General features: G+C 47.3%; 21 protein-coding genes. All 21 read right to left on the minus strand.

Annotated features, from left to right (window positions below; genetic code table 11):
- Window positions 1–30 precede the first annotated feature (30 nt).
- Window positions 31–516, minus strand: a complete 486-nt coding sequence (locus MKY01_RS20385) for a hypothetical protein (RefSeq protein ID WP_036614357.1) — start codon at window positions 514–516, stop codon at window positions 31–33.
- A gap of 84 nt (window positions 517–600) precedes the next feature.
- Window positions 601–1446, minus strand: a complete 846-nt coding sequence (locus MKY01_RS20390; RefSeq protein WP_127551269.1) for a TlyA family RNA methyltransferase — start codon at window positions 1444–1446, stop codon at window positions 601–603.
- 22 nt (window positions 1447–1468) lie between these two features.
- Complete coding sequence (gene dxs, locus MKY01_RS20395; RefSeq protein ID WP_036614362.1) at window positions 1469–3376, minus strand: 1-deoxy-D-xylulose-5-phosphate synthase; 1908 nt, start codon at window positions 3374–3376, stop codon at window positions 1469–1471.
- Between the two features lie 282 nt (window positions 3377–3658).
- Window positions 3659–4582, minus strand: a complete 924-nt coding sequence (locus MKY01_RS20400) for a polyprenyl synthetase family protein (RefSeq protein ID WP_100527187.1) — start codon at window positions 4580–4582, stop codon at window positions 3659–3661.
- Window positions 4557–4814, minus strand: a complete 258-nt coding sequence (gene xseB, locus MKY01_RS20405) for an exodeoxyribonuclease VII small subunit (protein ID WP_017687599.1) — start codon at window positions 4812–4814, stop codon at window positions 4557–4559. Before xseB ends, MKY01_RS20400 begins: the two co-directional genes overlap by 26 nt.
- The gene (gene xseA / locus MKY01_RS20410; protein WP_127551271.1) at window positions 4804–6168 is read right to left on the minus strand and encodes an exodeoxyribonuclease VII large subunit; all 1365 of its coding nucleotides are present in this window, start codon (window positions 6166–6168) and stop codon (window positions 4804–4806) included. Before xseA ends, xseB begins: the two co-directional genes overlap by 11 nt.
- Window positions 6169–6178: 10 nt before the next feature.
- Window positions 6179–7036, minus strand: coding sequence for a bifunctional methylenetetrahydrofolate dehydrogenase/methenyltetrahydrofolate cyclohydrolase FolD (gene folD / locus MKY01_RS20415; protein ID WP_036675001.1), 858 nt, complete (start codon window positions 7034–7036; stop codon window positions 6179–6181).
- A 117-nt stretch (window positions 7037–7153) separates the two neighbouring features.
- Window positions 7154–7606 (minus strand): transcription antitermination factor NusB, encoded by a 453-nt coding sequence (gene nusB, locus MKY01_RS20420; protein ID WP_017687596.1) that lies wholly within the window; start codon window positions 7604–7606, stop codon window positions 7154–7156.
- A 222-nt stretch (window positions 7607–7828) separates the two neighbouring features.
- Entirely contained in the window at window positions 7829–8062 is a 234-nt protein-coding gene (locus tag MKY01_RS20425; protein WP_017687595.1) for a DUF2273 domain-containing protein, read from the minus strand.
- Between the two features lie 14 nt (window positions 8063–8076).
- Window positions 8077–8616: an alkaline shock response membrane anchor protein AmaP gene (amaP, locus tag MKY01_RS20430; RefSeq protein ID WP_017687594.1), complete on the minus strand. Its 540-nt coding sequence runs from the start codon at window positions 8614–8616 to the stop codon at window positions 8077–8079.
- Window positions 8617–8762: 146 nt separating this feature from the next.
- Window positions 8763–9173, minus strand: a complete 411-nt coding sequence (locus MKY01_RS20435) for an Asp23/Gls24 family envelope stress response protein (RefSeq protein ID WP_017687593.1) — start codon at window positions 9171–9173, stop codon at window positions 8763–8765.
- A 217-nt stretch (window positions 9174–9390) separates the two neighbouring features.
- Window positions 9391–10734: an acetyl-CoA carboxylase biotin carboxylase subunit gene (gene accC, locus MKY01_RS20440; protein WP_036614375.1), complete on the minus strand. Its 1344-nt coding sequence runs from the start codon at window positions 10732–10734 to the stop codon at window positions 9391–9393.
- 55 nt (window positions 10735–10789) lie between these two features.
- Window positions 10790–11254, minus strand: a complete 465-nt coding sequence (accB, locus tag MKY01_RS20445) for an acetyl-CoA carboxylase biotin carboxyl carrier protein (protein ID WP_076251231.1) — start codon at window positions 11252–11254, stop codon at window positions 10790–10792.
- 139 nt (window positions 11255–11393) lie between these two features.
- On the minus strand, window positions 11394–12224 hold the full coding sequence (locus MKY01_RS20450; RefSeq protein WP_282320865.1) for a SpoIIIAH-like family protein: 831 nt from the start codon (window positions 12222–12224) through the stop codon (window positions 11394–11396).
- 66 nt (window positions 12225–12290) lie between these two features.
- A complete protein-coding gene (spoIIIAG, locus tag MKY01_RS20455; protein ID WP_036614381.1) occupies window positions 12291–12929 on the minus strand; it encodes a stage III sporulation protein AG in 639 nt (212 codons plus the stop codon).
- A gap of 15 nt (window positions 12930–12944) precedes the next feature.
- Entirely contained in the window at window positions 12945–13775 is an 831-nt protein-coding gene (spoIIIAF, locus tag MKY01_RS20460; protein WP_282320864.1) for a stage III sporulation protein AF, read from the minus strand.
- A gap of 31 nt (window positions 13776–13806) precedes the next feature.
- Window positions 13807–14997, minus strand: coding sequence for a stage III sporulation protein AE (gene spoIIIAE, locus MKY01_RS20465; RefSeq protein WP_036674993.1), 1191 nt, complete (start codon window positions 14995–14997; stop codon window positions 13807–13809).
- Between the two features lie 20 nt (window positions 14998–15017).
- On the minus strand, window positions 15018–15407 hold the full coding sequence (gene spoIIIAD / locus MKY01_RS20470) for a stage III sporulation protein AD (protein ID WP_017687586.1): 390 nt from the start codon (window positions 15405–15407) through the stop codon (window positions 15018–15020).
- A 31-nt stretch (window positions 15408–15438) separates the two neighbouring features.
- On the minus strand, window positions 15439–15642 hold the full coding sequence (spoIIIAC, locus tag MKY01_RS20475; protein ID WP_017687585.1) for a stage III sporulation protein AC: 204 nt from the start codon (window positions 15640–15642) through the stop codon (window positions 15439–15441).
- A 29-nt stretch (window positions 15643–15671) separates the two neighbouring features.
- The gene (spoIIIAB, locus tag MKY01_RS20480; RefSeq protein WP_036614389.1) at window positions 15672–16190 is read right to left on the minus strand and encodes a stage III sporulation protein SpoIIIAB; all 519 of its coding nucleotides are present in this window, start codon (window positions 16188–16190) and stop codon (window positions 15672–15674) included.
- Complete coding sequence (gene spoIIIAA, locus MKY01_RS20485; RefSeq protein WP_036674989.1) at window positions 16183–17187, minus strand: stage III sporulation protein AA; 1005 nt, start codon at window positions 17185–17187, stop codon at window positions 16183–16185. Before spoIIIAA ends, spoIIIAB begins: the two co-directional genes overlap by 8 nt.
- Window positions 17188–17412 lie beyond the last annotated feature (225 nt).

Consider the following 17412-nt stretch of genomic DNA (forward strand, 5'->3'; position numbering starts at 1 on the left):
ACTTTGCCCTGCAATGTTCATTCTTTTATATTAGTCCAGATCATCCCCATCATACACATCTTCCTGATAGTCCATGAGCCTGATTAACTTAATATCGGAATCCTCCACGTCAACATACAGCAATCCTTCACAGCCAGGATATAACAACAGATAATTGAGGAAGCGATCCCTTAGCGCAGGGCCGGTCATATCGATTGGCTGTCTGCGACGAGACGTTTTCACGAGGTATCTGAGATCCTCACGTTCTGCAACATAATCAATGAATAATCTGCTGTAATAAACGGATTCATTGGCCTCAAAAGCCAGAGGGACTTTCATTTTCCCACCGATGACTTCGTAGCCCTGTGCTTCAAGCAAATCCAAGGCCGGGGAATCTTGAATCTTCACGTTCAGTTGCATTCCAGACAAGCTTACCGGCGTCGGTCGGTTCACCCAATTACGCAAGCCAAAGAACAGCCACAAGATCAAACAGACAGCAAGTACACCTATAAAGATTGTGTCATATTGACCATCCATTATCGCTCACCTCGAAGACATATTCGAGGTTCAGTAATGATTTCCCTTTACGTCAATCACCTTTCCAGCGAAAAGAAACCCATCTTATGATGAGTTTCCCGTAAATGTATGAGCTGCTTCCTTTGCAACTTGCTCCGCAAGTGCGTCAAGTGAAGCTGGATCGATCTCTGGTTGTGTTGCCTCTGGTGCTTCCAGACGCCAATGTGCGAGAAATTCTATATTACCTTCTCCACCCGTTATCGGTGAAAAAGTTAAACGCTGCAGATGTAAACCAAGTTGACTGGAAAAATGAAGCATTGTCTGCAATACATCCTTGTGTACCTTCGTATCACGTACCACACCGGACTTGCCTACTTTTTCACGCCCTGCCTCAAATTGAGGTTTAATCAATGCAACGATATCTGCAGGTTGTTTCAAAAGAGCCAGAAGTGGCGGCAATATGATTCGCAGTGAAATGAACGACACATCAATGCTCGCAAAGTTCGGCACGGGTCCCGTCAGATCTTCAGGAGTCACATAGCGGAAATTAGTTCGTTCCATAACAGTAACCCGCTCATCATTACGCAAAGACCAGTCAAGCTGATTATAGCCCACATCAATAGCGTAGACGTGAGATGCGCCATGCTGAAGTGCACAGTCCGTAAATCCACCAGTGGATGAACCAATGTCGAGCATGACAAGTCCATTCATATCAAGGCCGAAATGACGGATCGCTTTTTCGAGCTTCAATCCGCCTCTGCCGACATAGGGATGTACCGAGCCTTTAACTTTCAGCTCGGCTTCCCTTGGAATTTTCATGCCCGCCTTTTCGATCGGCTCATTATTGGCATATACCAGTCCAGCCATGATTGCAGCTTTTGCCTTCTCACGACTTTCATAATAGCCCTGCTCAACCAGCAGAACATCAATTCGTTCTTTCGGGAGTGACATGTCTGTCTCCTATCATGTAAATTTACGAAGGAAAACGTGTTTTTGGTATGCCGTAAGATGATTGAACAGCCATCTTGCGCAGTTCAGCACATACATTTTCAACGGTAAGACCCACTTCCTCACGTTGTTCCTTAATACTGCCATGCTCGATGAAGCGATCCGGAATCCCCATCAATTGTACATGAACATCATGTAGTCCCTGTTCTGCATAAAACTCCAGAACTGCACTACCCATGCTGCCTGCCTGGGATGTTTCTTCAAGTACAATCAATTTGGTGCCTCGAACAGCTAAATCACGCAACATTTGCTCGTCAAGAGGTTTCAGGAAGCGAGCGTTGATTACGCCTGCTGTGATACCTTCCCGCTTCACCATCTCTGCTGCTTCTTCTGCAAGCTGCACCATCGAACCTGAAGCGATGACAGCATATCCCTCGGATGGACGCAGTTGCTCCCATGATCCGATTGGAATCGGAACAAGTACATCATCCAAAGGTACACCGACCACATTGTTTCGTGGATAACGGTAAGCAATCGGACCTTCATTATAATCAAGCGCCGTTTTCATCATATGACGCAATTCATTTTCGTCTTTTGGCATCATCAGAACGATATTTGGAATATGGCGCATAAATGCCACATCGTATACCCCTTGATGTGTTTCCCCATCCGGACCAACAAACCCGGCACGGTCAATGGCAAACATCACGTTGGCGTTATGACGGCAAATATCATGTACAATCTGATCATAAGCACGTTGCATAAACGTAGAATACACGGCAAAGACCGGCTTCAAACCTTCCATAGCCAGTGCAGCACACATGGTCGCCGCGTGCTGTTCTGCAATACCTACGTCAATCATGCGATCGGGAAATTCCTTACTGAACGGAATAAGACCTGATCCTGTAGGCATTGCTGGCGTTACAGCTACGACCCGCTTATCCTGCTTCGCAAGATCAATTAACGTTTGACCAAACACTTCCGTGTACATCGGTTTTCCGACTGCCTTCAGCACTTGCCCAGATTCAATTTTGTACGGAGAAATCCCGTGCCACTTGTGCGAATCGGCTTCTGCTGGCTGATAACCTTTGCCTTTGGTCGTGAGAACGTGAACGAGCACAGGGCCATCAACGTTATCTGCCTGTTTGAAGGTTTCGATCAATTTGGGAATATCATGCCCATCAATCGGTCCCAAATACGTGAAGCCCAGTTCTTCGAAAAGAACACCTGGTACCATCATATATTTGACACTATCTTTGATCCAGCTTGCCGATTTGGCCAAACGGTCCCCAATAGCAGGAATTTTTTTAAGCATGCCCTCGACATCATCTTTTGCTTTCAGATAATGACGATCCGAACGAATCTTGCTCAAATATTTATGCATGGCCCCAACGTTTGGAGCAATGGACATTTCATTATCATTCAGAATAACCATCAGTTTTCTCTGCTCATGACCGATATGATTGAGGGCTTCAAAAGCCATACCACCTGTAAGCGCTCCATCACCAATCATCGCGATAACTTGGTTGTCCTCACCCTTCAGATCACGTGCAAGGGCCATCCCCATCGCAGCAGACAATGAAGTACTGCTGTGTCCAGCTTCCCATACGTCATGTTCACTTTCGTTGCGTTTGACAAACCCGCACAGACCGTTATGTTGACGCAATGTATCAAAGCGATCCATACGCCCTGTCAGGACTTTATGCACATAAGCCTGATGCCCTACATCAAAAATCATTTTGTCTGCTGGACTGTTATAACAGTAATGCAGGGCTACCGTGAGCTCAACCACGCCTAAGTTGGGTGCGAGATGCCCACCTGTAACAGACAGTTTCTCAATCAGAAACTGCCGGATCTCTGCCGACAAAAGGGCAAGATCATCCTGAGACATCGACTTTAGATCACTGGGTTGTTTAATTTGTGGAAGCAGCACGAGAATCTCCCCGCTTTCCTAGATTGTTTAGTTATTGTTGTAAATCGATATATACATTATGAATCAAATGACATTAAATCATTATAACATAAAAGAACAAGAATCATAATTTACTGCACTATACTCCCGATAACGAGCATTCTCGCCAGCAAGTTATTTAAAATTCTTCTCCATATGTATTCCCGCATCCACTCGGGACAGCTCTTTCCATCTACTCGGAAAAAGGACATTACATTCATTACACGGCTATACAGGTTTTGAAACAGACCGCTCCGTCAGAATCTAATGGTCTCGACTCATCAGATAATCTGCAATTTCCAGCAATCTGGATGCATCAGGTAACTCGGCTCTTTCAAGTGCGTCTTTGGCAGATTGGGTAAGGGATTTCACTTCATCTACAGAAGCTTCCATGCCAATAAAATAAGGATATGTTACCTTCTGCTGATTCACATCGCTCTGTGTTTTCTTGCCCATCTTCTGCTCGTCACCCGTCAGGTCAAGAATATCATCCTGAATCTGAAATGCCAGCCCCAGATCACGGCCAAACACACGTAAGGCTTCCAATTGTCCCTCCGTTGCTCCACCAATTCGTGCTCCAGCAATGAGTGAGAAAACAATCAGATCACCCGTTTTGTGCAAATGGATATATTGGAGCTGTGAAAGATCGGTCATGCCTTGCTCGCCTTCCATATCCGCGACTTGACCGCCGACCATACCTCTTGCTCCAGCAAGTTCGGACATGTCCTCTACGATGGACAGCAACGCATCTGCCGCTACACCGCTACGGCGTCCAGCTTGAACAATGCTATAAAAAGCATGAGTTAGCAACGCATCGCCCGCCAATATGGCTGTTGCTTCACCATATACCTTATGATTCGTTAATTTTCCCCTGCGGTAATCATCATTATCCATAGCAGGCAGGTCGTCGTGGATCAGTGAATACGTATGAACCATCTCCACGGCGCAGGCTACCGGCATTGCAGCTGTACGCTGTGCACCGAAGGCTTCCGCCGCAGCAACGACCAGAAGAGGACGAAGGCGTTTGCCTCCGGCCATAAGTGAGTACTGCATCGCATCCGTCAACGATTGGGGTACATCCCAGTGATCGGGAAGCGTATGTTTCAACGCTTCTGTCACCTCAGCTGTGACCTCTTCGAGGTATGCTTGAAACGAAGGACGATTACTCATGGACTTCACCGCTCTCATCGTCAGCAGTTCCGAAAGGCTTCTTGCGAAGCTCTCCATCTTCTTCTACGATCATCTCGATCTTGCGTTCCACTTGTTCCAGCTTCAGACCGCAAAGTTGCGAAAGTTTCATCCCGCGTTGAAACAGATCGATGGCCTGTTCCAACGGAACATCACCATGTTCCAGCTGACCTACGATGTCTTCCAATGCCGCCATTGCCTCTTCAAAATTCAATTCCGGTTCATTCGCCATGGGTATTGTCGTCCTCCTTCATTCCCCAAACCTGACAGTCCAGCTGTCCGTCTGTTAATTTAATCTTAATTGAATCTCCAGGCTGTACATCCTTCGTCGACTTGATCAATCGCTGTTCTTGCTCGTCATAGACAAGGCTGTATCCCCGTGACATGACTTTAAGCGGGCTAAGCGCATCCAGATGCCGCACAGATGATTTCCACTGTTGCTGCTTCGATCTGGCTATAGACCTGATCGCAAGTTCAAGTTGTCTGCGTGCTGCCGCATTCTCACGGCGTGCTGCATTGACCTGCTCACGAGGATTGAACCGTTGCAGTGCTGCCCGCAGACGCTCCTGCTTCTCTCCTGTCCATTTCATACGTGTATCGACTGTTCTCAAAAGCCGTTGGTGCATCATATCCAGTCGTTCCGTATGCTGCATCAAGGTACGTCTTGGATGCACCAGTACTGGCGAACGCTGTAATCTTGCGAGCCGTTCACGATTATGTACAGCACGCTGACGTAAGCTGTGCTGTAACTGGCGCTGACGTTGTCCGATCTGATCAAGCAACTCAGCTCGATTAGGTACAGCTAATTCAGCAGCTGCTGTAGGTGTAGCCGCACGCAAATCGGCTGCAAAATCAGCAATAGTGAAGTCCGTTTCGTGCCCAACCGCAGAAATGACAGGAATACCCGAAGCAACTATTGCTCTTGCCACAATCTCCTCATTAAAGGCCCACAACTCCTCCAGTGAACCGCCTCCGCGTCCAACGATAAGTACATCGGCTTCTCCCATCCGGTTCAGGTTGCCAATCGCTTTGACAATGGAAGGTGCTGCACCCTTCCCTTGAACCAGAACAGGATATAAAACAACTTTGGCAGAAGGGTATCTGCGCTGGAGTGTGATCATAATGTCTCGCACCGCCGCTCCCGTCGGTGAAGTTACAACCCCTATAGTCTGTGGATAACGAGGGATCTGTCTTTTTCGAGAAGGTGAAAATAACCCTTCATCCTCAAGCTTTTTCTTCAGCTGTTCGTAAGCTAGATACAGACTTCCAATTCCGTCCGGTTGCATATGGGTAGCATAGAATTGATACTGCCCATCCCGTTCATACACCGAGACATTACCACGGGCAATAACCCTTGCACCCTCCTTCGGTACAAAGGGTAATCGCTGGTTATGGGACGCAAACATAATTGACTTGATCCGGCTGTCCTTGTCCTTCAATGTAAAATACATATGGCCGCTGGAGTGATGTGTGAAATTCGAAATCTCCCCGCGTAGCCAGACGTCCGACAGGACCTGATCCGATTCCAGTTTCATCCGGATGTATCGGTTCAGGTCTTTGATGGAGTAGATCTTTTGATCTGCCACAGACAAAACCCTAGGCCAATCCGTGAGCGCGCTTGGCAGCGATCAATGTATTTTGCATCAGCATTGTGATTGTCATCGGACCAACACCGCCAGGAACGGGTGTAATTGGACCAGAAACTTCTTTCACACTCTCGAAATCAACGTCTCCTGCCAGTTTGCCATTATCCAAACGGTTCATGCCGACATCGATAACAACAGCACCTGGTTTCACAAAATCAGCATCCACAAAATTAGCACGGCCGATGGCTACAACTAAAATGTCCGCCTGACGTGTAATTTCTTTCATGTTGGCTGTACGGGAATGACACATGGTTACCGTCGCATTCTCACGTTGGAGCAACAGCGATACCGGTTTGCCAACGATGTTGCTTCTTCCGATAACCACTGCATGTTTACCGGACATTTCCAGTCCAGTACGTTTGATCAGTTCAATTACACCCGCTGGGGTACATGGAAGCAGACTATCGTCTCCAATTACGAGATTACCAACATTGACTGGATGGAATCCGTCTACGTCTTTATCCACGGCAATTGCATCAATAACCGCTTTCTCTTCGATGTGTTTCGGTAGTGGAAGTTGAACCAAAATTCCGTTAATGGATTGTTGATTGTTCAGCTTGTCCACCAGCGCAAGCAGATCTTCTTGGGACGTATCTGCATCCAACCGATGCACTTCGGAGTAGAAACCGAGGTCGTGACATGCTTTTTCTTTATTACGCACATAGACTTGGGATGCCGGATCTTCCCCGACGAGCACAACAGCCAGACCAGGTACTACCCCCTGTTCGCTAAGCTGTTTTACTTCTGTTGTCATGCTTGCGCGGATCTCTTGGGATACTTCTTTACCGTTAATAATAGATGCTGTCATTGTACTCTCTCTCCCTTATGTGAATATAAATTTAGAGGTTGTTCAAAAAGCCCGCTTTTGATTACGAAGGATACTGAAAACCGGTCTTTTTGAACACACACTATAATTAATCATAACTTAAGATAATTTTGCTTTAATCGCGTCAACTTCCTGAATCATGCGTCCAAGTACACCATTGACGAACTTGCCGGATTCTTCTGTACCAAAATATTTGGACAGTTCAATCGCTTCATTGACCGATACCTTTGCCGGAATGTCATCACGAAACACCATTTCATACGTAGACAGTCGTAGAATCTGGCGATCTACACGTGATAGACGGCTGATCTGCCAACCTTTCAAATAATCCACAAGCAGCCCGTCAATGGCTTCCTTATTGTTCCAGGCTCCTTGTACAATCTCAGTAACATAAGTACGCATTACATCTGCATCGCGAATAACTACTTCGGTTTCATTATCTTCAGCAGCTTCATTGATTAACATGTTTACAGCTTCTGCTGCACCTACCTCATTCATTTCCATCTGATACAGACTTTGTACTGCAATTTCCCTTGCCAAACGTCTTTTCATGTCCTGCCTCCTGCAGCGCTCCGTCTGGAGCGTCATCATGCTTATTTTATAATCCATGCAACCATCTCATCAAATCCTGTATTGGATTGATCGATGACTTCCACGGTATTGTTATTGTTATCCCTTTTCACAAAAAAACCTGCAATACGTTTCCTCCAAAAAACGGGCAACCTAAACTACAGCTCTATTTTCGGAAGAAACATATTGCAGGGTTCAGGTAGGTCACTTAAACGGACGCCAGCGATCGCCCAGCCATTGCCCCCACTCCCTCCAGGGGATGGACGAACCCAGCTTCGAATCGCTTCGTCTGCCTAACGTATAACCGATGAACACCAAGAGTGCAAAGAACAACATATCCCAAAAACCGATCCATACATAAAGAAATCCAAAAAAGATGCCGCCGATAATTCCGGTAATTCGGCCTCTGTGACTATCCCAAATCTCTTTCCACAGCATCAGTGAAACTCACCTCATTCCACTCGACTCTTGTAGTTAGGCGACTGGGTTACATTAGCGATATACACCGTGACAAAAGAAACCGGGATGCCCGTAATCTCTTGTACATGATCATGTATCGCCTTTTGCAGATCAGAAGTCAGCGCAGGAATAGGTGTCTCACCATCCACTACTGCACGGATCATAATCTCCAGTCCTGACTCAACCACACGTATGCGTGCCTTGACATCACGTACTCCCCGGAAACGGGAAGTTGCCTTCAAACAGAGATTCTCAATCGTCTCCATCGAAATCTGTACATCACCAAACTCAGTACGTTGATCTACAGACGGCAACGATGCACGCTCACGCCGAACCGAGATGTAGAAAAATCGCAAACTCAGGATAAACAAAATCGCTGCTGCAATAACCGACGCAACAATAACGTTTTGTTCCTGCTGGTAATTCAATTCGTAAGGCAGCACACCGCTAATCAGAAGAATGACGGCTGCCGATATTGCTCCAACGCTTATGCTGTATATAAACAACAGAAGCCGATCCAGTATTTTAGCCACGAACTGCACAGCCTCCCTTGCTCACTAACATTACTTAACCTGTTCACTAGCAAAAAATCAGATCCTCATCTAGCTTTCGCTATAATGAAGACCTGTCCAAGACGGGATAACCCCCGGCAGATGATGCCGGGGGAATCTGTCTTCTTTTATTTTACGCGCTGACTGTTCAGGTCGATCTCTTCCACTTTCTCGGTGCTCTTGAACTGAACGTCATGAATGTGCACATTCACTTCATTCACATTCAATCCTGTCATGTTCTCGATGGAACGTTTCACGTTCTGTTGAATCTCCGTAGCTACTTGTGGCAGACGGTATCCGTACTCGATAATTACGGAAACATCAACTGCAGCTTCACGTTGGCCCACTTCAACTTTAACGCCTTTGGAAAGGTTTTTGCGACCAAGCAATTCAGCAAATCCGCCAGCGAATCCGCCACTCATGCCTGCAACACCTTTCACTTCAAGGGTCGCCAATCCAGCAATCACTTCAATAACTTCAGGTGCGATCTGGATTTCACCGATATCCGTTCGTTCAAATTCAGTCGGTAGTGTACTCATAACTGTTCAACACACCTTTCGCGAGATAAGTTTGCGGCCATCCGTCAGGGCGCTGGACTCAGGTTAATCAACCTTCAGAACCCTTCCGGTCCGGCTTTACCGGAACTCCTGCAAACATCCGCGAGGTGCGGGCTTATCCTTTGCAGGAGACATGCGCTCTTATTATTCATACTATATCATTTGGGCTACATTATGACAAACAAGCCCAATATACCTTTTAAATCTCGTTTTCCTCAAGAAATTTGATATCAAAGTCACCGCGAATGAACGTTGGGTGCTCCAGCAATTTCTGATGGAAAGGAATAGTTGTAGATATGCCTTCAATCGCAAATTCCCCAAGCGCACGTTTCATCTTGGCAATCGCCTCTTCACGATTCGCTCCCCACACGATCAATTTTGCGATCATGGAGTCATAGAAAGGTGAAATGGTATAACCCGGATAAGCAGCACTATCTACACGAACGCCAGGTCCTCCCGGTGCAAGGTAGAATCCGATTTTGCCTGGTGATGGCATAAAGTTACGGTCCGGATCTTCTGCATTGATACGACATTCAATGGACCAGCCATTGATAACCACGTCTTCCTGACGGAATGAGAGTGGGTTGCCTTCAGCTACCGAGATCATCTCACGGATCAGATCCACGCCAGTAACCATCTCAGTTACCGGGTGCTCTACCTGAATACGCGTATTCATCTCCATGAAATAGAACTCGCCATTCGGGCTGAGCAGGAACTCCAATGTACCCGCTCCCGAGTAATCCACAGCAAGGGCAGCCCGTACCGCAGCTTCACCCATCAGTGTGCGCACATCTTCGGAGAGAATCGGACACGGAGCTTCTTCTACCAATTTCTGGCGACGACGCTGAACCGAGCAATCACGCTCTCCCAAATGTGCTGCATTTCCGTGTTTATCAGCAATGATCTGAATTTCCACGTGTTTCATACCTGTCAGGAATTTCTCCAGATATACACCTGCATTGCCAAATGCCTTTTGTGCTTCCTGCTGAGCAGCGGTAATCTGCTTAATCAGCGTTTCTTCATCTTCGGCAATACGAATTCCCTTACCTCCGCCACCAGCAGTAGCTTTGATAATGATAGGATATCCGATATCTCTAGCAATCATGATGGCTTCATCCATATTTTCAACAAGGCCGTCTGATCCAGGAATAACAGGTACTCCTGCATCTTTCATCGTCTGTTTGGCAACAGCCTTGTCTCCCATTTTGGTAATGGCTTCGGGTGAAGGCCCGATGAATGTAATATTGCAAGACTCACAAATTTCCGCAAAATCAGCATTCTCCGCCAAAAAACCGTATCCAGGGTGGATTGCATCACATTCCGTCAGCGTAGCTACACTCATCAGGTTTGTGAAGTTGAGGTAACTGTCCTTAGACAGTGTCGGTCCGATACAATAAGCCTCATCTGCAAGACGAACATGCAGAGAATCCTTGTCCGCTTCCGAGTAGACGGCTACCGTTGAGATACCGATTTCACGGCAGGCACGAATAATACGTACCGCAATCTCTCCACGGTTCGCAATCAGTATTTTTTGAAATTTCATTTCGTTTTGTCCTCCTTCGAAGCTCATGCGGTTAGCTGTTAACCAGCTATAACGGTTATTCCGGTTTCACCAGGAAAAGGGGCTGCCCATACTCGACCAGCTGTCCGTTCTCAACCAGCACTTCAACGATTTCTCCCTTGATGTCCGCATCAAGCTCGTTCATCAGCTTCATAGCTTCGATGATACATACCGTTGTTTTCTCAACAACTTTATCACCAGCGCTCACAAAAGGACCCGCTTCCGGCGAGGAAGCTCTGTAAAAAGTACCTACCATCGGAGATACAATTTTATGTAAATGACTTGTAGTATCGACCTGCGGTGCAGCTTCACTTACCACTGCTGCCGGCTGTACTTGCGGAGCAGCAATCATTTGCGGTTGCACAGCAGTTGCTTGAACATACTCCGTTTTGCCCGGTTTGCGGATTGATAACCGTGATCCTTCATTTTCAATTTCCAACTCTTGAACGGAACTTTCATCTACCAGTTTAATCAGTTCTTTGATTTCACTCAATTTAAACATTTCCATTATTCACTCCTTCGGCATCATGCCAGTCTCACTAGGACGGTCATATGGCTTTATGTATTATATCATAATCATTAAAAATGGAAAGAGCCCGAGAGTACAACCAGCTCCCGGGACTGCATTTCCATGATTTGGATTACTGTTCTGTGACGTATTGCACGCTGATTTTGTTCTGTGAAACCGCCAATTCTTTCATAACCAGATCCACAATGGATACCGCCTGTTTTACATCCAGTTTGTCACTGAGGACCACAACTTTATACTTGTCGGCATCTTCTTCAACGATCGCATTAGCAAACTGTTGAGAGAGCGTCTCTTCAATGCCAGTGATTTTAGCTTCTTTTTCTTCCAGTGTACGGAGTTGCTCGGTTGCTTTGGCATTCTCCTCTGGCGTTTTGCTCAGATCACCTGCCACGGTCATCAGTTCCTCATACTTACGATTGTTGCTTTCCTCACGTTGCCACTGGTAGTTCTGGAACTGGCTGCTCGCAGATGCTGTCGTATTCTGCTCTTCCATTTCCTTGAGGACTTCCTCATCTGTCTTGGTTGCAGTGCCGCCTGCCTGACCGTCTGTCTCCGGTGTAGTTGTTGCGCCTTTGTCGGTCTCTTTGTTGGTTTCTTTGCCTGTCTCACCCTTATTCTCGCCTGGTTCGACAGCAGGTGTTTTCTCTGTATTTCCAGCTTCTTTACCTTCCGTAGCCGCTGGTTCTTCCACAGCGCCAGCCGCACTTGGATCATTTTCAACTTCGCCGCTATTCACCACTTCATTTACAACCAAACCTTCTGTAGGATCAAGAATGCCTGCCGTCTCCTTTGCTTCCCCTTGTTTGATTCCATCCACTTGCTGACTGTCAGCCACCGGCGCGTTGACTGGACCGGAATCCTCAGTGAACAGATAATACGCGGACAAAATGACCATCAGACTCAGCATGGAAACGAGCCATACCGTTTGGCGTTTGTTATTCATTAGAACTTCCTCCTCAAATTGGCTTCAATCTTATGAGAATTGAATCTTGTGATTCAACACATCAGATTAGTCTTGTTTGCGCGGTACAACCGAGATCCGGTAGGCTGCCACATTCAGTCCTTTTTCCACAGCATCGGTTATCAGGTCCTTCACAACCTTGTTCTCTGCACCCCTCGCAACCACAAGCACCCCACGGATCTGCGGTTTGAGCTTTTTGGTCACTATAGGTGTCTGATCCCCTGCTATTTCGTAAGTAATAATCTCGCCATCACGGGTATATTGCGTCATATGCCGTTTGCCCCCGCTAGCATCGGTTTCTTCGGTAAGTTGCTGAGAATCCTTCACGTTCCGCTGAACGACCAATTCTTCTGTGGAATCCACGGTAACCATCACATCAACCGTTCCCACACCAACAATGTTTTCCAGCACACCTTTGATTTTGTCTTCAAATGCAATTTCGATCGCCTGAAAAGGATTCTGTTCCGACGGATCACTCTGTATGGATGCCATGGATGTTGCCGGGTCCGGTGGTTCCCGACCGATATTTTCGGAATCAATTTTTTTGACATTGACGAAGGAATTGAACAGCATGATTCCCACCCCGATCAAACCCAGGATAATCAGCCAGCGGAAGGTTTGACTTCGCCTTGCCCCACCCTCTCCGCCACCCATCCAGGTTTCCATCTTTTTGAACCATTGTTTCATCGGACACCCTCCTTCTCAGAGCACTCCAGCACGTTTTGGTTCTGTCACTTGAACGTTGTTTGCATCAACATCCCACTTTTCAGTCAACAATGTAATAATCTGCACCGCATGTTCGGACCTTGTGGATGTCTCACCTTGCTGCTTCGTCTCATCTGCTTGATCACGTATAACAGGCTCGGAAGATGCTTCATTTCCATCACGTTGCCCTCTACTCACATCAATCTGTACATCAGGCACTTCAATCTGACCGATCTGGATGGGCTGCTGTATTTGATGTGATTTATCCTTCTCGACTTCTGTGTCTGTTCCAAATATGGGTTGTGTGTTAGCAGCGACTTCTTGCTGCCCTGCCTTCACTTCTCCTTCTACACCCTCTCCGGCCATCTCGACCAACACACGCTGGATCACAGGCAGTTCGACTGATGAGGCAGCTTCCATCTCCGTTTCATATTTACTCATGGTCAGCTGTACCTCTACGGACCGCACCTTGGCTCCTGTTGTTTCTTCAATCTGACCTTTCATGACATTAGCCAGTTCTTTGGCTGTCCATTGTAAGGATTGTTCCTGTTCATTGGATTGTAGCCGTTTGCCCTGAGCTAATATCTGTTCGAGTGTCGCATTCCCATTCGATGGAGCATCCATTGCAGACATTGCCCGTTTCAGTTCGCCAACCGGATCACTTTTGAGCAGCTTGGTTATGGGTGATAAAAGGGTCAGCAGGATGAGAAGGCTCAGCACAAGCTTGACATAACGTTCCATGGATCGATTGGGCAACAACATATCCACAAAAGTCGCCAGCAGAACGATCATAATCAATTCCTGGAGCCAGTTGCTCAGCCACCCCATCCTTTCCACCACCTTTCTTGCCAACATACATTCAGCGCATCATGACAGTCAGATTGCCCGCGGTCAGCAAGATGGTAATGGCCAGGAAAAACATCAGCCCGACGGCTGCCAGCGCCGCAAATACGTAGATCATGCTCTTGCCGATGGCCTGGAGGCATCCTACAATCGGGGTGTCTCCTAGCGGTTGCATAATGGCACCAGTTACGTTGTATATCAAGGCAAGAGCCAGAATCTTGAGTGCCGGAAAGGCACATAGAAACAAAATGATGATCACTCCGGTGAGTCCAATTGCATTTTTGACAAGTAAAGAAGCTGTAATTACCGTATCCGTCGCATCCGCAAATGTTCTGCCCACAACAGGGACAAAGTTGCCTGCGATGTATTTGGCGGCCTTCAGGCTAACTCCATCCGCTACGGAGCCCGATGCTCCCTGAACCGAGATTACACCCAAAAACATCGTCAGCAGGATACCCAGCAGTGCCACACTAATATTGCGCAGGAGGTCTGCCAGCTGTGTCAGCTTGTACTTGTCAGACAATGAACTGACGAGATGCAGAACAGCTGAGAAGAAGAGTAACGGGAATACCAGCAAGTGAATCAACGTACTCACCAGATGAATCATGAAAATGATGAGTGGATGTGTCACCGAGACGGTGATGACATTACCCATGGACGCAAGCAGTGTGAATAACAAGGGAACCATGGCCATCATGAAGTTGATCATGCCGGTTATAGCATCCTTGGCGTATCCAATCGCCACACTGAAGCTGTTAATCGCAATAATGATGATGACCATATAACAGATGGAATAGGCGATTTTGCTAATATTATTTTTCTCAAATGCAGTCTGAAGTGTCTCCAGAATCATGCTGAGTACACTTAACATCACAATCGTGACCAGAAGTTTGCCATTATATAAAATTTCATGCAGCATGAAGGTTCCTATCGCTACAAACACCGATTTCAGGCTGAACCCTTCATTGCCGGGGATTAACATATCCATGAAGGAAGGGGTCTTCCCATCCGGGAAGAAACCACCGTATTGTTGCATCAGTTGATCCCAGTATTTCTCCACCTGATCCTTGGGAAGGTGATCGGCCTGTTGCTCCATCCACTCACCGGAAGGCGAGGTTGCAGTAACCTGTCCCAGGATACCAAACAGAAAACAGAGCATCAGCACAACCGTAAGGCGCCACTGCGGCTTAAGATGCATTGATTTCATATGAAGTCCGCACGCCCTTTCTACACCGGCATCAGCTTCATGACGGTTTCGATAATAATGCTGATGATCGGTATAGCAAGTACAAGGATCAGTACCTTACCAGCCAATTCGATTTTGGACGCAATGCTTTCCTGGCCTGCATCCCTGACAATCTGTGCGCCAAATTCAGCGATGTACGCTATGCCAATAATTTTCAGCACCGTTTTCAGATAAATACTTTCCATGCCTGAATTCTCGGCAAGCCGCTTCAATACTTCGATGACTGCTCCGATTTTGCCAATCAACAACATGAAGATGACAATGCCGGTTGCGGCAGCAATCAGAAAGGCAAACATCGGTTTCTGTTCCTTAATGACCAGAATAAGCACTGTTGCGATGAGCGCCAAACCTACAACTTGGATAATTTCCACAGGTCACCACCATCCGGCTTCATGACCGATTTCATTGAAAAAGAAATATCGATTTGATCTCTTGTAGCAGGCTGTCCAGCATACGGACCACCATGAACAATACAACGACAAATCCGATTACGGTCACCCAGTGAGCCATATCTTCCTTTCCCATTTGTTTCAGTACCGTGTGAATCATGGCGATGATGATTCCGATACCCGCAATTTGAAAGATTGCGTTCACTTCTAGATTCATGACCTTGGCACCTCACTATCCCGGCTATTTCAGAAGATCAGAATGACGATTAACGCTCCGACAAGCATCCCGAGGCTTCGGCTCATTCGTTCATATTTCATTTGATCGGCCTGGGCGCGGGATTCCTCATGCATTAGTTGTTGAATGGCTAACGATATATGTTTGGTCTGATCCTGACGGTCACTTGTGCCAAGGCTGAAGCTTAATTGCAGCATCACTTCCTTCTCGTCAGCCTTCATGGCCGATCTTCCCCACGCCAGATCCACGCCTGACTGCAGACTTTCCCGGGCAGTGAGTCCATGAGGAGGTTCCATCTGTGTAGCTGCATGAAGAAACAACGTCTTTACAGGTTCTTTGGTCTGTGCTCCCATCTTGCCCATGGCATCGGGAAGTGGAGTGAGCCCATAGTTAATCTCCGTCATTAGTCGCTGGAGGGCTGCAATGAGTTCTCGCAACTGTCTCGGTCTTAATGCATACTGTCTGGCCTTGTAAAATCCGGCGAGGGTGCTGGCTAACAGAATAATTACCGCACCAAACATGTTAACCAAAGGCTTCACCTCCTGCCCCGGTCTGCTGCAACCCACGCATTTTGCCATCAGCCAGCCGAAAGGTCATGCCCCGGCTCGTCCGTTGCAACTGGACATAACGTTGAAACATCTGCTCCGTAATTAAGGTTCTGAGGGCGGGTCTGGCCGACAGCTCCGATAGGTCACGGCCATGCGCAGTCGCAATCACTGAGACTCCTGCATGCAGGGCTTCCATCACAGCCTCGGCATCCTCCGGACGACCGATCTCGTCCACAATCAGGACATCGGGCGACATGGAGCGAAGCATCATCATCATGCCCTCAGCCTTCGGACAACCGTCCATCACATCTGTTCGGGGACCTACGTCGAAGCCAGGTACTCCTTTGTAGCTACCAGCGATTTCGGACCTTTCATCCACAATGCCCACTTTCAGACGTGGACGTATTCCCTGAACCAGTTCAGTTCCCCCTGTAAGCTTTGTACCACTACTAATTTGTCTCGCCAGATCTCGCAGCAACGTCGTTTTCCCTTGTTGTGGTGGTGATAGGATCAACGTGTGCAGGACCTGTCCGCTCTTCATATCGAGAAGATAAGGAAGAATACGATCAGCCACTCCATGTACCTCACGGGCTACCCGAACGTTAAACCCGTTGATGTCACGCAGGTATTCGACACGCCCACCGCTTAGTACCGTTCGTCCAGCAAGCCCGATTCGATGTCCCCCAGGTATGGTGATGAACCCTTTGCGCAGTTCCTCTTCCAATGTATAAAGTGAATGGTTACTGATCAGGTCCAGCAACCTGTGCGTCACTTCTTTCTGAGGAACATACGCTTCTTCAGGATTCCCGGTCGGACAACCTTGAGGTGTCAGGAAGTGGTATGTGTTGCCTGCATTAATCTCCAGGGGTCTGCCTTCACGAATACGTACTTCCTCCACTTGTTCCAATAGAGCGGGTGGCATTCTTCCGAGAATGGTTCGGATCGGTTCCGGAAAAAGTTCCCTCCAGTTCACCTTCATGAGTAGGCTCCTCCAACCTTGAGATCATTTGGTTCACAATTCTGGCGCTTGTTCATATCTCAAGTTTATGCCTGTACATTTAATTTATGACGCTGAAATCTATCAATTCTTCAGAATACGGTTGAGAGTTGAAACCATAGATGCACCTTCTGTTCTAGGCACCCGTCTAGATGTGCATGCATATAGTAATTGCAGATAGGTAAGTTCCATTCCGGTTCAAAACAG

Source organism: Paenibacillus sp. FSL R5-0486, assembly GCF_037975155.1.
GTDB classification, from domain to species: domain Bacteria; phylum Bacillota; class Bacilli; order Paenibacillales; family Paenibacillaceae; genus Paenibacillus; species Paenibacillus amylolyticus.